General features: G+C 62.0%; 10 protein-coding genes. 8 read left to right on the top strand and 2 right to left on the bottom strand.

Translation table 11 applies throughout. From position 1 onward, the window contains the following. The first annotated feature begins 5 nt into the window (after positions 1–5). Positions 6–1,697 (top strand): tetratricopeptide repeat-containing sulfotransferase family protein, encoded by a 1,692-nt coding sequence (locus EKO19_RS34330; protein ID WP_175597295.1) that lies wholly within the window; start codon positions 6–8, stop codon positions 1,695–1,697. On the opposite strand, the gene EKO19_RS34325 is transcribed toward EKO19_RS34330, so the two are convergent. Next, entirely contained in the window at positions 1,691–2,614 is a 924-nt protein-coding gene (locus tag EKO19_RS34325; protein WP_129781937.1) for a hypothetical protein, read from the bottom strand. The genes EKO19_RS34330 and EKO19_RS34325 overlap by 7 nt on opposite strands. Positions 2,615–2,617: 3 nt before the next feature. After that, positions 2,618–3,160 (bottom strand): aspartyl/asparaginyl beta-hydroxylase domain-containing protein, encoded by a 543-nt coding sequence (locus tag EKO19_RS34320; RefSeq protein ID WP_129781936.1) that lies wholly within the window; start codon positions 3,158–3,160, stop codon positions 2,618–2,620. A gap of 146 nt (positions 3,161–3,306) precedes the next feature. Here EKO19_RS34320 and EKO19_RS34315 point away from each other — a divergent pair, with 146 nt between their 5' ends. The 7 genes from EKO19_RS34315 to EKO19_RS34285 all read left to right on the top strand — a co-directional run bounded on the left by EKO19_RS34315 (position 3,307) and on the right by EKO19_RS34285 (position 15,580). After that, positions 3,307–3,897 carry an RNA polymerase sigma factor gene (locus EKO19_RS34315; RefSeq protein WP_129781935.1) on the top strand — a complete coding sequence of 197 codons (591 nt, stop codon included), beginning with the start codon at positions 3,307–3,309 and terminating at the stop codon, positions 3,895–3,897. Beyond that, a complete protein-coding gene (locus EKO19_RS34310; protein ID WP_129781934.1) occupies positions 3,890–4,939 on the top strand; it encodes a FecR family protein in 1,050 nt (349 codons plus the stop codon). The genes EKO19_RS34315 and EKO19_RS34310 overlap by 8 nt, the downstream gene beginning before the upstream one ends. Positions 4,940–5,047: 108 nt before the next feature. Continuing rightward, a complete protein-coding gene (locus EKO19_RS34305) occupies positions 5,048–7,492 on the top strand; it encodes a TonB-dependent siderophore receptor (RefSeq protein WP_157995575.1) in 2,445 nt (814 codons plus the stop codon). A gap of 2 nt (positions 7,493–7,494) precedes the next feature. Continuing rightward, positions 7,495–10,779 (top strand): amidohydrolase family protein, encoded by a 3,285-nt coding sequence (locus EKO19_RS34300; protein WP_129781932.1) that lies wholly within the window; start codon positions 7,495–7,497, stop codon positions 10,777–10,779. Positions 10,780–10,781: 2 nt separating this feature from the next. Continuing rightward, positions 10,782–12,353 carry a serine hydrolase domain-containing protein gene (locus tag EKO19_RS34295; RefSeq protein WP_157995574.1) on the top strand — a complete coding sequence of 524 codons (1,572 nt, stop codon included), beginning with the start codon at positions 10,782–10,784 and terminating at the stop codon, positions 12,351–12,353. Positions 12,354–12,385: 32 nt separating this feature from the next. Continuing rightward, a complete protein-coding gene (locus EKO19_RS34290; protein ID WP_157995573.1) occupies positions 12,386–13,414 on the top strand; it encodes an extracellular solute-binding protein in 1,029 nt (342 codons plus the stop codon). Between the two features lie 3 nt (positions 13,415–13,417). Next, entirely contained in the window at positions 13,418–15,580 is a 2,163-nt protein-coding gene (locus tag EKO19_RS34285; RefSeq protein ID WP_129781929.1) for a S9 family peptidase, read from the top strand. Positions 15,581–15,631: the final 51 nt, after the last annotated feature.

The raw sequence follows: 15,631 nt of genomic DNA, 5'->3' as shown, positions 1-15,631 counted from the left end.
AGACCATGAATGAACCGATCACGCGCAGCGTCGGGCAGGTCCTGGACCAGGCGTTGCAGCGTCAGAAGCAGGGGGACGTGGAATTTGCCTACAAGACCTACCGGCAAGTGCTCGCCCAGTACCCCGAACATCCACTCGCCTTGCATTATCTAGGGTTGGTTGCTCAGCAGGTGGGGCGCGGCATGGATGCCGAAAAGCTGTTGCGCCGGTCTATCGAGCTGGCGCCCGACGACCCGAGAACTCACAATCACTTGGGGCAGGTGCTGGTCAGCCAAGGCCGGCTGAGCGATGCCATCGCATCGTTCCGGCGGGCGCTGCAGGTCGATGCGACGCACGCGGATTCGGCGAACAATCTGGCGAACGCGTTGGCCGAAAGTGGCGAAGCAACGGCGGCGATCGACCTCTATCGACGCTTGCTCGAAAGCCAGCCGCGCTCGGCCGCCGTGCTCTACAACCTGGCCAATGCGCTGAAGAACGATCGGGATTTCGAGCAGGCCGCGGCCCATTACGCCAAAGCCATCGAGTGCCAGCCGACCCATCTGCTGGCGCACTTGAATCTGGCAATGCTCTCGGAACAGATGGGGCGGTTCGAGGCAGCCGCCGATCACTATCTCGCCGTGCTCCAACAGGCGCCCGATCATTCGCGTGCGTTATCGGCCCTGCTGTCGATTCCGGGCTATGAGCCAGAGGCCGCGCAGGTGCAAGCTGCGACGCGCCTGCTCGCTGGCAAGGATCTGGAAAGCGAAGAGCGCGTGCGACTGCATTCCGGCGTGGGCAAATATCTGGATCGCAGGCAGGAGTTCGACCAGGCGTTCGACCACTTCACGGCGGCCAACTCGGTGCTGAGTCGTCGTTGTGCACCCTATGATCCGCGTGAAACCACGGAGCAATTCGATCGGATCATTCGCACGTTCAGCGCGGACTATTTTGCGAAGCTGCCGGCGCGAGCGGCACAGGGCGAACATTTCATATTCATCGTCGGCATGCCCCGTTCCGGCACGACGTTGACGGAGCAGATCCTTGCCAGTCATCCCGCTGTGTATAGCGCCGGGGAGTCGCGCGCACTACCTGAGCTGGTGAAGGGGTTCGGTCATGCGTATCCCGAGGCGCTCGATGGGATGCCCGCCGCGCAGCTCGACGAATCGGCGCGCCGCTACCAATCCGCGATCGAGCAGCATGCGACACCCGATGCGCAGCGCGTGATCGACAAGTTGCACTTGAATTTCATGCAACTCGGTCTGATCGCCACATTGTTCCCCGGTGCGCGCGTCATCCATTGCCAGCGCGATCCGCTGGACACCGGGCTATCCTGCTTCATCGAGCGCTTCGACTTGCAGCGGGACTTCACCAGCAATCTGCTCAGCTTCGGACATTACTTCCTGCAGTATCAACGCCTGATGCGACATTGGCGGGCGGTGCTGCCGTTGCGGATGCGTGAGCTGCAATACGAAACATTGATATCGAATCAGGAAGAACAAACACGCGCATTGCTTGCTTATCTCGACTTGCCGTGGGATTCGCGATGTCTGCAGTTCCACACGACACCGAGCGTCGTGCGCACGCCGAGTCGTTGGCAGGTCCGTCAGGCGATGTACACGAGCTCGATCGGCCGTTGGCGAAACTACGCAGCCCACCTGCAACCGCTGCAGCGCTTGCTCGAAGAGGGCAAGCATGAGACCGCGGGGCCGACTCAGTAAGGCCACACCGCCAGACCGTGGATCGCGTTGCGCACGTCCATCGATAGGTTGCACTGAGCCACGCGTCGACCATCGCTCAGGCGATAGACACAAATGGTCGAGGGCGATGAGCCGGCAGCGATGTGTTCGGCATCGAGCAGGCAGAGACCTCGCGCAAAACCCGGCCGCGCCACGCTCGATTCAAACCGGTCGAGATTCAGGATCTCGGCTGCGTCGTACGCCGGCACGGGCATTCGCAACGTTTCGCCACTCGAGTTTTGATAGCACACGCAGTCGGCTTGCGTGTCGTTGTAGATCACGCCGTCTTGTAGCTGCGTGGCGTTGTGCGTTCCCGAGGGCAGCGGCGATGCCAGCGACAGACCTCCCGGGCTGAGGTGCAGCAGCCCAGGGGTATGCAAGCCGCTGAACCACAGATCATTGGCGTTGGCCTGGATGCTATTCAGATGAAATCGGCGGCTCGGTGCGGGGCCGCTGCCTTGCGGGTCGAACTGTCGCACTTTCAACGAGCTGTCCTCGGCGCCGAGGTGAAAGCCGTGACTGAAACGCCGGCTGCGCAAGTCGAAGGTGAGCAGGCTGTCGAAGCCCGTTGAGGTCAGGAACACGTGATCGCCCACGACGCAGATCTCATGGCAGTGTTGCAGGTAGCGATGGGTGTGATTCTCCAGCACCTGGAATTCGCGGTCGAGGATCAGCAGCGCGGCGTTCGATGCCACCAGGATTCGATCGGCGTGGAATGCGATGCCGCGGAGGCCACGATCGCCACCGCGACCGCTCACGTCGATGTCGGTGCGATTCCAGTCCAGCGTTTGCTCGGCCGTGCCGTCGTCGAGGTTGACGAGGTACAGCCCGCCGTGGCTCTCGCCGAGTTGCGAGCCTCGAATCACCGAGGACGCGACGACTTTGGGAAGGGCGCTCACGTGTCAACCGGGACGGGGTGCGTAGTCGAAGATGAAATGAATGCGCGTCGTGGTGCCGTTGTTGGCAACTTGATGAGGCATGGCATTGTTCAATTCGAAAGCGTCGTCCTCGCGAGGCGGGACACGATATTGGCCGACGATGAATTCCACCTCGTCGTTGGTGGCCAAGGGGACATGAATGCGATGGCAGATGGCGAAGGAGGGATGGGCATCCTGGTGCCGGGGAATCCGGCAGCCCGGTCGTAGGCGAGCCAACATGGCACGCAGGATGACGCCGCCTTCGGGGTAATGCCGTCCGATGATTGCTTGCATGATCGGCATGGCGGCGGTCGCGAACGGTTCCCATCCCGGTCCGTTGGTCACTGATACCGCCGGCCAGCCGGTGCAGAACCTCAGAATGATGGACTGCGTTTCGGCATGTACGTCATAGTCGGTCTGCCGCCGGACATCGTCGAACCAGGCCGCCTCGGGCGCGGCCGTCGCCAGGGCCGCGAGACTGCGGCAGTCCACATGGCCCAACGCCCGAATGGGGGTTCGAATCAGCATGTCGGCAATGTAATGGATCGGCCTCGGCGCAACCAGGGACAGACTCGACGCCAAAAAATTTTCCTGGGGCGAGTACCGCTTTTCGTGGGTCGCGTGTCTTATCCGTTCTCGCCTGGTATCGACCGCTGGTCCGTGATGCACGCGCAATGACCCCGAAGTCGCAAGACAAGTTGCCGCCGGCGACCGAACCGCCCGCTGAATCCGCCAATCACGCGGCGGCGATAGCCAGGCTCATCGAAGAACATAACTCGGTGCTACGTGCCTTTCTGATGACGCGGGTCCGCGATGAAAACGAAGCGCGCGAAATCGCTCAGGAGGCCTACGTGCAGATGCTGCAGCTCGATCGGCCCGGCACGATCAGCTTTCTGCGCGCTTATCTATTCAAGACGGCGGCCAATATCGCACTCAACCGCTCCCGGCAGCGGCGTACGCGCGCGGTGTTGGATGTGAAGGCCAACTTCGAGCCGCCGATCAACGATCTGACGCCCGAGCGCTGGGTGCTCGCCGATGAAGAGCTGGCGATCGTGCAGCGGGCCTTGTTCGAGCTGCCGCCGAAATGTCGGCGGGCGTTCGTGCTGTACCGGTTCATGGACTGGAGTCAGCCGGAGATCGCGAACGACCTGAAGGTTCAAGAACGGATGGTACGGAAATACCTGAGCTACGCCGGCACCTATTGCCGCCAGCGGGTTCTGGGGTATTCGGCCGAAGAGGCGAAAGCCAGGGTGAAGGATGAGTGAACGATCGGTAACTGCCGACCCCGGGTCGGACTTGCACACGACGGCGTGGAACTGGGTCTTGCGCTTGCGGGATGAACGGGCGTCGCCGGAAGAGCTCGCGGCATGGTGGCTCTGGTACGAAGCGGATGCACGCCATCGCGAAGCTTTCGAGGAAATGCGGACGTTCTGGCAGCAGACCGGCCGGCTGGTCGAGTCCGGGCGTGGCGTCGACGTCGCGATGTTGCTGGCGGACACCGCGCCGGCGTCGACTTCGAATATTGCAAGGCCTCGTGCCTGGCGACGGACGGCACTGGCGACTTTCGCGGCCGCCGCGGCGATTGCCGTAGTGGCCGTCGGCCTGACGCTGCACCAACGTCCGATCGGCATGAGCGCGTCGCCAGCGATGCCGTTGGTCCGTGAGTCGCGGTTGTCGGATGGCTCGACGCTGACCCTGGCGGCCAACTCTTCGGTCACCGATCACTTCAACTCGCAGGAGCGAGTGTTGGTGATGCATGGTAACGCCGGCGAGGCGTTCTTTGCGGTGGCGAAGAACCCCGCGCGACCGTTCATCGTGAAAGTGGACGACGTGCAAGTTCGTGCCGTTGGCACCGCATTCAACATACGACGTGCCAACGATCGCGTAGTCATCACCGTTACCGAAGGCATCGTCGACACATATTTGCAGCCCCATGATTCGCGCGCGCGAACCAACACTGTTCGAGTGGGCGCTGGCAACGAAGTGACGTGGAATGTTGCCGGGACCAAGGAGCCGCAGGTCACGCCTATCGCCGTCTCGCATGCCACGGCCTGGCAGAAGGGACGACTCGAATACTGGAACGAACCGCTCGCCTCGGTCATCGCCGACGTGAATCGTTATTCGCAGCGTCCGGTGCGACTGGCCGATCCGGGCATCGGCGGCATACTTTATAGCGGCACGGTTTTCACCAGCGATATCGATGCCTGGACGCAGGCGCTGCCGCGCGTGTTTCCTGTCGACGTTGAGACGCGAGCAGACGGCGAGGTCGTGCTCGTCAGCCGCACGCAGCCCGGCGAACCTCGATGAGGAAATCTTGACGGCAGCAGTTCCGCTTCCGATGGCCTGCGTGTCTTATACGCAGCGATGAGGCAGAAGCGCCTTACGCGACATATAAGACAACACAGGGTAGGGCTCATGTCACATTCTCCGCTCGAGCGCGCCGTTCGGCGCATCCTTCGCTCCAGGCCGATCGTCACCAGCGCGCTGCTGGCAGTCGCGGTCGCGTCGCAAGCTCAGGCACAGAATCTGTCTCGCACCGTCGACTTCGATATCAAGCCGCAGAAGCTGTCCACCGCGCTCATCCAGTTTTCCAACCAGGCCGGTGTGCAGCTCATCATGCCGGGACGGATCGGTGAGAATCCGGAGACGCAAGGCGTGCGGGGCGCGTTGTCCATCGATACCGCGTTGACGCGTTTGCTGGCCGGCACCGAGCTGACGTTTCAGGTGATCGGCGAAAACATCGTCGGCATCGAGCGTAAGGAATCCGGCACCGCGAAGACCGATCGCACGGCGGACAACGCCGTGCTGCTCGAAGAAGTGGTGGTGCGTGCCATCGAGTTTCGCGAGGATGAGGTCTCCAGCGCCACCAAGATGCCGCTGTCGGCGAAGGACACGCCGCAGTCGGTGAAAGTGATCACGCAGGACTTGATCGATTTCGCCGGCATCCAGAGATTCCAGGACTTTTACAAGATCGACGCGTCGAGCGGCCCGTCGCACTCGGGCGATCAATATCCGTCACGCAATTCCTACTATCGTGGCTTTCAGCTCGGCGCGATGACGGTCGACGGGTTTCGCGTGCCGCCGCTCGTGCAACTCGATCTCGCGCCGTTCGAAAGATTCGAAGTGATCAAGGGACCGACGTCGACGATCTACGGTCAGAACTCGGTCGGCGGCACGCTGACCGCCGTCTCCAAGCAACCGAAGAGCGAGTTTGGCGGCGCGGTGTCGCTGGAGACCGGCAGCTACGATCACTATCGGGCCGACGCAGACATATACGGTGCATTGAACGACGATGCCTCGCTGACGTACCGCTTGGTCGCGGGCTACCTGGACGAGAACGCCTATGTCGATTTCGCGTATGACCGTCGCACGGTCGTGGTACCGAGCGTCAAGTACGAGTTCAACGACGACACGTCGGTCCTGGCGCGCGTGTACTACCAATATTCGGACTTCGGTCCCTACAACGGCCCCGGTACGCAGTTCATCGGTGGCTCCGACACCGATCCCGCCAATTACGTGATTCCCGATGTGCCGGAGGATCGGACCGGAAACTCACCCTGGAACCGCGGTACCAAGGAGTCGACGTTGGCCCAGGCCCTGCTGGATCATCGCATGGGTGAATGGACTCTGAAGGCCAGCGCGCAGTACGGCAAGATCGACAAGGAGAACGATGGCGTGCTGATGTTCAGCACGGACGAGCTCGGACAGACCGATGCCGTCGTCTATCGCTATGACTTTACCGGCAACAGTTATCTGGGCGAGGTGAACCTGTTCGGCGACTTCGAAGCGTTCGGTCGCAAGCAGACGCTGTTCGTGGGCGCCGACTACGCCGAATGGGATTTCGATTACACCAATCCGTCGAACTATCTGCCTGGCAGCAGCTCGGGATTCAGCATCCTGGATCCAGACTACGATCTGTTGCGTCCGCCCGCGAACCTGAGCGACTACACCGAGCATTTCGCCGCGACCGAGAAGCACAAGCGCAGCGGCGCGACGGTGCAGATGCTGATTCGCCCGATCGACGGATTGATCGTGAATCTAGGCGGCCGCTACTCGCACACCAACACGGCGACGGCGCAATCTTGTTGTGCAGCCACGTCGAGTCTGGTTCCGAATCAGGAACTGACGGAAGATGCCTTCACGTATCAAGCCGGCGTGACTTACGCGTTGACGCCGTTGCTCAATGCATACGCCAACTATGGGACCACGTTCGAGCCGCAATCCGGTTTCGTCGCCGCCGGTGTCGCGATTGCGCCGGAGGAAGGCAAGGCCTATGAGTTCGGACTGAAGGGCGAGACCGCTTCCCGAAAGCTTTCGTACTCGCTGGCGCTGTTCAACATGGAGCGAACCAATATCGCCCAGGTCGTGGCGGGAACACCGTATCGCGAGCCGGTGGGCGTGCAACGCAGCCGGGGCGTCGAGCTGGAATTCCAGGGCCAGGTGGTGCGCGGCTGGCAGGTGTTCGGCTCTATTGCGGCGATCGATGCGGAGTACATCGAGGGCCAATACAAAGGCATTCAGCCGATCAATGCGCCGAAGTTCGGTATCTCCGCGTTCACCAGCTATGAAATCCAGAACGGCGTGCTGCGGGGTCTGGGGTTTGGCGGCGGCGTCGTGCACAAACGCGATAGAGATACGACGGTACTCGGCTCGAACATTCCCATCCTGTTGTTCGACGATTTTACCGAGGTCGAGCTCCGGGTGTTCTACTCGCTGCCGCAATGGCAGTTCGATCTTGGAGTGTCCAATGCACTCGACGATCGCTACTACTCGGCGCCCCGCGAACGACTGAACTTCGGCTATCAGATCAGCCCGCCGCGTGAGGTCAACGCGCGCGTTCGTTATAAGTTCGGTAGATAACGATGCCCTTACGATGCCCGGCAACGGCGCGCAATGTCGCGCGCCGGGTCGCTTGCGCCCTGCTGTTCGCCATCGTTGGCCATCAGGCGCTGGCGTCGGCGGTGTCCAGCTCCTTGAGGGAGCCGGAGCATCGCTGGCGAGCGACACTCTCGGAGGGAACTTGGCTGTCGCTCGATGTGTCTCCTGATGGTCGCGACATCGTGTTCGAGCTGCTGGGAGATCTTTATGCGCTGCCACTGGCGGGTGGCACTGCGCGGCGGATCAGCTCGGGCACGGCGTTCGATTCGCAACCGCGCTATTCGCCGGATGGCAAGGCGATCGTATTCGTCAGCGATCGCGGCGGTGCTGACAATGTTTGGGTGATGGACCCAAGCGGGGAAAACCTGCGCGCGCTCACGGACGAGCGGCACACCAGTTTCATCTCGCCGGCATGGACGCCGGATGGCGCGCAAGTGATCGTGTCGAAGAGCACGAAGATTCTGGATCATACGGCGAACTATCAACTGTTCGCACTCGACCCGTCCGCGCCGGGCAGTGAGCGACAACTCACGTTCGACGCGGGCGATGAGCGAGCCAACGAAGTTCTTTTGCGCGGATCGCTACGACCCTCGGCCATGACAGGCGTGGCGTTCGGCGCACAAGCGAACCTCGCTTACGTCTCGCTGCGCCTGTCCGATGCGTGGTCCGCCTACGGACGATGGCAACTCGCCGAAGTCAACTTGACCACTGGACGTATCACCCAGATGACCAACGAACGTGGCAGCGCGATGCGCCCCACGCTGAGTCCAGATGGGCGATATGCGGCTTATGGCACGCGTATCGACGGCATCACTCAACTGAAACTGTTGGAACGGGCCTCGGGCGACTCGACGACGTTGGAGCCAGCGCTCGACCGGGACGAGCAACAAAGCTGGTCGTTCCGGCGCGATCTGCTACCTGGAATGGCTTTTGCGCCGGACAGCCGTGCACTCATCGCTGGCTTTCACGGCAAGCTGTGGCGCATCTCCGTGCCCGACGGGCACGTCACGCCAATTCCGTTCGAAGCGGCCGTCGATATCGGGGTGGCGCCAGCCGCGCGTTTCGAGCATTCGATTCCTCAGGGCGCGGTGCGCGCAAGACGAATCGAAACGCCCCGGATCTCACCGGATGGCAAGTCGGTGGTGTTCGGTGCGCTGGGCCGCTTGTGGATCCAATCCCTCACGGACCGCTCGCAGCCACGTCAGTTACCGACCGGGGAGGACGGCGTGTTCTTCCCTTCATGGTCGCCCGACGGCCGCGATGTTGCCTATGTCAGTTGGAATGATCTCGAAGGGGGAGATATCTGGCGTATCGGCGTGGCGCAAGGCTCGCAACCCGAGCGCTTGACGCAGGCTCGTGCATTCTACGAGAAGATCGCTTACTCCCCGGATGGGCGGTACGTGATTGCACGGCGCGGTCCGCGCGAGCAGCGCGAAACGTTCTACAACGAGATGAAGAATTTCCGGCGTGCGCAGAGTCCGGAGCTCATTGCAGTTCCAACGCAGGGGCGGGGTGATATCCAGTCCGTCTCCTATGTGAACGCGCCCGTTACGGCGGAGGCGTCCTACGGGCAGCCGCATTTCACGGCCGATGCAAGTCGTGTGTCGTTCCTCGACCCGGTGGACGGCTTGGTCTCGGTATCGCTCGATGGCACGGATCGAAAAGCCATGGCGCGCATCGATGCGCTCGCCTGGGGCGGTGGCGATCGTGACCTCGCCACGGAGATGTTGCTCGATCCGAGTGGCAAGCGTGTCGCGGCGCTGGTGAACGGGCAGATCTGGATCGCGCCTGTCGACGCTGTTGCGCCAGATCGTTCGGAGCCCGTCCTGTTGCCGCGTGATGCGGCGGGCGCGCGCGCCACTCGATTGACGCGTGAGGGTGCGGATTTTCTGGAATGGAGCGCGAACGGCGGCGTGTTGAGCTGGGCACTCAGTTCGACGTTATATCGCTACGATTTTAATGTGCCCCAGTCGCGGGCGCTCACTTCCATATCGCTCCAGGTCGAGTTGCCACGCGAGACGTCACGAGGTGTCATCGCGCTGCTTGGCGCCAGAGTCATCACCATGCGCGAGGCTCAGGTCATCGAGAGCGCAGACATCGTCATCACTGACAACCGCATCACCGCGCTAGGCCCGAGCGGCACCGTCACGATTCCGTCGACAGCGCATCGATTCGATGTTCGTGGCAAAACGGTGCTGCCTGGATATATCGATATTCATGGTCATGTGTTCACGCCGCGCGGCGTGCATCGTCAGCAGGTGTGGGAGTATGAGAGCTATCTCGCGTATGGCGTCACCGCGATCCGCGATCCGCAGACACAAACATCAGATTTTCTGACGTACTCCGACCGCGTGGCGGCAGGGTCCATCTTGGGGCCGCGCGTGTTTGGCACGGGTCGCGGCGTGTTTCTGGCCGACCTGCCGGAGACCGAAGCGGATGCGCGATTGCTGACGCGACGCTATGTGCAGTTCTGGAACACCGAAACGCTCAAGGACTACGCCATCCATGGCGATCGTAAGTCACGTCAGCTGCTCATGGCGGCGGCGCGTGAGGCACGCCTTGCGCCGACATTCGAGGCAAATCGCGATCTGAAGACGGCGCTCACCCGACTCTTCGATGGCTACGGCGGCATGGAGCACAGCGCGACCACGACGGCGCTCTATGAGGACGTGATCAAGCTGTTTGCGATCAGCGGCATTACGTATACGCCGACGCTCGCGGCCGGGCAGAACACCAACGGCAGCGAGCCGTTCTATTTGGAACGCGATTGGCATGCGGACGCGAAGCTCAAGCGCTTCTATCCGCATCAGGAGATCGACGCTGTGTTCTTGCGCGGGGTCACACAATCCCATCCCAACCAGAACGAATCGCGAGTGTTGGCGTCGCAAGCTGCTCGCATCGTCGCGGCTGGAGGGCGAGTGGGGCTCGGCTCGCACGGTAACTTGCCGGGGCTCGGGTCGCATTGGGTGATGTGGCTGCTCGCCGAAGGAGGCGTCCCCGCACTCGATGTTCTGCGCATCGCCACGAAGTTCGGCGCGGATGCGATCGGTCACGGTCGGGATTTGGGTTCCATCGAAGTGGGCAAGCTCGCCGACCTGCAGATTCTGGAGGGCAATCCTCTCGAGAACATTCGTAACACCGCCACGATCAGCCACGTGATGAAGGATGGGCGCTTGTATGAGGCGAACACCATGAACGAGGTGTGGCCACGGCGCCGCTCACTCGGTGAGCAATGGTGGTGGCGACATGCCGCAGCCGAAGGGGAGTAGCAATGAGTTTCAAGCAGACCGCGCTCGGCTGGGCGATGAGCGTCGGGTTGATGTCGTCGGCATCGGCGGCGTCCATCGATCCGGTGTGGCTCACTTCGACGGTGAGAGAGCAACTCGAGATGTCGGGTATCCCGGGACTGTCGATTGCGGTAGTCAGCCAAGGACGCCCTGACTATGTGCACGGCTTCGGCGTGCGCTCCGCCGGTAGTTCCGAGCCGGTGGACGAACGCACGCAGTTCAAAATCAATTCGATCACAAAATCGATGATGGCCACGGCCATCGCCGTAGAGGTCGATCGCGGCGTGGTGCGATGGACCGATCGACTGAGCGAGTTATATCCGTCGTTTCAACTCAAAGACCCGTGGGTGAGTCGCGAGGCGACCTTGCAGGACGCGTTGAGTCATCGCATCGGCGTCGAGGCGACCGACTGGTTGGATGATATTCCGGGTGTCACGCTGGAGGATGCGATCGGGCGCCTGCGTTACTTGCCCCAGCAAGCACCGTTTCGCGCCGAGTTCGTCTACGACAACTTCATGTTCTCGGCGGCGGGCGTCGCTGCCAGTGCCCGCTCGGGCGGCTGGAAACGCGTGCTCCAAAAGAATCTTCTCGAGCCGCTGGGAATGAAGGCCACGACCGCGGACTTCGACGACAACGTGCGTCCCTCGGAGCTGGCGCCTTGTAGTGCGTGTGAGATCGATCATCCTCCGCTCGGTAGCGCGGCGCTGCGCACGCCAATGAATGTGGCCATTCCACACACATTGGCCGGCACCACTGCGCGTCCGATGCACTGGGCCCGCTCCATCACAGGGCCTTCCGGCGGGTTGTGGTCGACGGCGCAGGACATGGCGCGCTACCTCAAGTTGTATCTCAACGATGGTGTCGTCGATGGCACGCGCGTGCTCAGCACCGAGGCAATGCGAACGCTGGGCAAGCCGGTGATGTATCGAACCGACAAGCGCACCCCCGATGTGACGCGAGGTCCGCAGTATGTGCGTCGTGCGAGCCAGTTCGGCTGGCACTACGGCCTGGGTTGGGAAATCAGCCAGTATCTCGGCCACCGCATCATCCACAACTCCGGCAAGTCCGCCGGCTTTCGCTCCCAGGTAATGGTGCTGCCGGACGATGGATTGGCCATCGTGGTCATGGCCAACGCCGGCGATGGCACGGTGGATATCACGCGTTTCCTGGCGTTGGACATCATCGAACGTGCGCTCAAGATCGCTCCGTACCACTGGACGCGTAACGAAGTGGCCTTCATGGCCAAGGCGGCCGCGCCGATCGCGACGCCGCCGATGAAGCCGTCGCCGATCACCGCTGCATCTTATGTGGGCACTTACGTTCACGCTGCATATGGCGAGATGCACATTACGCAAGCAAGCGACGGCATCTTGCATGTCGATCAAGGGCCGATGCGTACCGGCACTCTGCGAGCTTTGCAGCCGGGAGCGCTCGAGCTCACGTGGCAGGGCATCCGCCCCGGTCCTTACCTCGTCAGTGTCGTAGCGGATCAGGACGGCGTGGCGCAGGCGCTGGAGCTCAGGGGCCAGCGCTTCAACAGAGCGCCGGCTCGATGATCTGTTCAATCATCACAGTGGAGTGGTCAGTAGTGAGTCGATCTTTGTTGAGGCGGGCGTTGCTCGGTGTCGTCATGAGCCTGGGTTGCATTGGCAGCGCGTCGAGTGCGACACCTGCGCAGCCGCCTCTGACGGTGAACTGGTATCACCAGGCTGTTTATCTCCGCCCCGTCATCGACGCGTTCACCAAGCAGAGCGGCATCCCCGTGGTGGTCACGGACGCTTACGACAAGTTCGACACCGACGTGATCCTGGTGTCGGATTTCAAGGGCCTGACCGAAGGCAAGAAATTCAATCATTTCGAGCCCATCAAGTCCGCCGAGCTCGATGCCATCGTGCCATCGCGCTGGCGCGACCGTGACGGCTATTGGTATGGCGTGGCAGTGCGTGCGCGCGCCGTGATCTACAACAAGGCCCAGGTGAAGCCGGATGAGATCCGCAGCTATCGCGACCTGATGGATCCGAAGTGGCAGGGCAAAGTTGCCTTGCGTTCGGCCGCCAATGTTTATAACCGCTCGTTGCTGGCCTCGATGATTGTCCATGAGGGACACGATGCCGCAGTCGAGTGGGCGCGCTCGGTCAGGCGCAATGCCGGGGCGAACCCGCAGTACAGCGGCGATACAGGCAACATCTGGCGTGTCGCGAGCGGCGAGATGGCGCTCAGCTTCGTGAATACGTACTACATCGCCTATCAGGTCGCGAAGGGTGTCGAGAAAGAGAAGGGCATCAAGCTGGCGGATACCGTGGGTGTCGCGTGGCTGGATCAGGACGGCTACGGTCAGCATGTGAACGTCACGGGTGTTGGTGTTCGGTCGGGCACCACGCGCAAGGAGGATGCGCTCAAGCTGGTGAACTTCCTGCTCAGTCGCAAAGGCCAGGCGTTGTTGTCCGAGCACGTGTTCAAGTATCCGGTGCGTGCCGATGTCGAGCCCAGTGCCACGCTCAAGGCCTACGGCGAGTTCAAGCGTGACGACATCAATTTGAACGATCTCGAGTATCACTACGACGAGGCGGATGCGATCTATCGGGCAGTCGGCTGGCGCGCGTGGCAGGAAGAATGATTCATGACTAGCTCACGGAGCCGCCGCTTCAGAAATGGCGCAATGATCGCTTGTTGCGCGATATCGGCGGCTCTGCGCGGGCCAGCGTACTCGGCCGAGCCGTCGTTCACGCTGGCTGAGTCCATCGCCGCGCATGCCGGCTTTTCGCCCAGGACGAATGACGTTGTCGCGCCCGTTTCGGGAAACTATGCGGCGTGGATCGAAGGCTCGCGATTACTCATCGCCACCGCCCCGACCTTCCAGCCGCGTGATCTGGTGGCGACTCGGGACGGTGTGGCACCGAGTGCGGTCTATGCCTCGCCGGAGGGCCGGACTCTCTATTACACGCGAGGCGCCATTCAACCCGCGTTCGGTCCTTACCCTGCGAACGACAGCAGAGAGTTCTGGCAAGTCGACGTCCAGAGCGGGCGCACGGGGCGGTTGGCCACTGGCGATGACGTTCCCTATGGACAGCCCGTCTTCGCACCGAATGGTCAATCGTTCGTTGCGGTCAAAGGCCCGGTCGTTTATGAGTATCGGATGGAAGGTGAGCGCCTCACGCGCCGGGCGCTGTTGGAGAACAATGCCGAGCACTATGCAGCTGTGAAGCTCACGAGTTTGTCGTACTCGCCCGATGGCAGCCAGATCGCCTACGTCAGTTGGCGGAAGGCTGCGCAGAGTTACGTGGCGATCCTCGATGTGGCTACCGGCAAGGCGCGTTACTTACAGCCGGGTATTTTTCGGGACGTATCGCCCACGTGGTCACCGGATGGACAGGAACTCGCGTTCATTCGAGTACCCGGCAACTGGACGCGCGAGTATCGCTTCTCGCCGCGTAAGCAAGGTGCACCGTGGCGTCTGATGATCGCTGATGCCAGGAGCGAGAACGTCCGCACGCTGTGGCAGGCAGATGCAGGTGTCGGCAGTGTGTTCGTGCCCTATGGCATCGGCTCGTGGATGGAACCGAACATCGAAGCGGCGCAGCTGCGTTGGACGGCATCGGGACACATCGTGTTCCCCTGGGAGAAGACTGGCTGGATCTCGGCCTATTCCATTGCCGTGAAGGGTGGGGCGCCGCGCCCCTTGATGACCGGACAAGGCGAGGTCGCGCAACCTGTCGTGAGTACTGACGGTCGCGTGGTGTTTGCATCGAACGTGGATGATCCGGCGCGTTTGCACCTGTGGCGCGTTTCTCTCGGCGGAGGTCAAGCCGAGCGTTTGACATCCGGAAGTGGCGTCGAGCACAGCCCGGTGCCGCTCGCGAACGGCGTCATCGCTTATGTAGGCAATGATCGGGGCCGCATACCGAATCGCCGCATGCTTCTGACCGGGGGCAAGTCAGCCCGCACTCTGTCGAACACGCAATCGTCGGCGCGGACACAGCAGGTATGGCAGCAATTCGTCGATACAGAGGTCGTGCCGGTGCGAGCCGCCGACGGTGTCGTCACTCAACAGCTGATCCTCCGGCCACGCGTGGCGCCCCCGAAAGCAGGATTCCCCGTGATCGTTTCCGCCAAGGGCGGCCCCGAGGGGCGAGTCTCTCCGGGCAACGGTGTCTATACCGCGTTGGGTCAGTATGCCGTCACTCGCGGCTATTTATTCGTCGAAATGAACTACCGCGGCGGCACCGGTGATGGCATCGAGTACCGACTGCCCGAAGGCCGCGGCGCCACGGGTGGCAGCGAAGTCAAGGACATCGAGGCGTTGGCGTTGTATTTGCGGGGACGCGACGACGTGGACGGTCGTCGCATCGGCATCATGGGCGGATCGTACGGCGGCTATATCGTTTCGCTCGCACTCGCCCGACTGCCGCAGTACTTCGCAGCGGGCGCGCACTTGAGCGGCGTCAGTGACTGGGTAACCGAGATGAAGCTCGACCAGCGCGATGAAGGCGGAGCCAACGCGCCACCCGAGTCCATGCAACTGTCCGAGCGCATGGAAATCGAAGCGCTGGCGTTTCGCTCCTCCGCCCCCGCCGACATCGCGGCCTGGCGTGCACCGACGCTCATCACCATGGGAGAGCTGGACCGCTCGGGGCACATGGAGGGGATCATCGATCTGGGCTATCGGTTGCTCGAGCAAGGGGTGCACGTCGAGTTCTCGATCGCCCCGGAAGCGGGTCATGTGGGACCGCGAGCGCGACCGATGGACAAGGTGTTCGACTTCTTCGAGCGCACGATGAGATGAGGCCGCCGGATTTCGCGTCTCGATTGTCTTAACAATGTGAGCGGCTTTAGC

Origin of the sequence: Peristeroidobacter soli (assembly GCF_004138485.1) — a bacterium.
Classification (GTDB): Bacteria; Pseudomonadota; Gammaproteobacteria; order Steroidobacterales; family Steroidobacteraceae; genus Steroidobacter; species Steroidobacter soli.
Note: the sequence above shows the minus strand (reverse complement) of the source record. Positions and strands in the feature narration are given on the sequence as shown.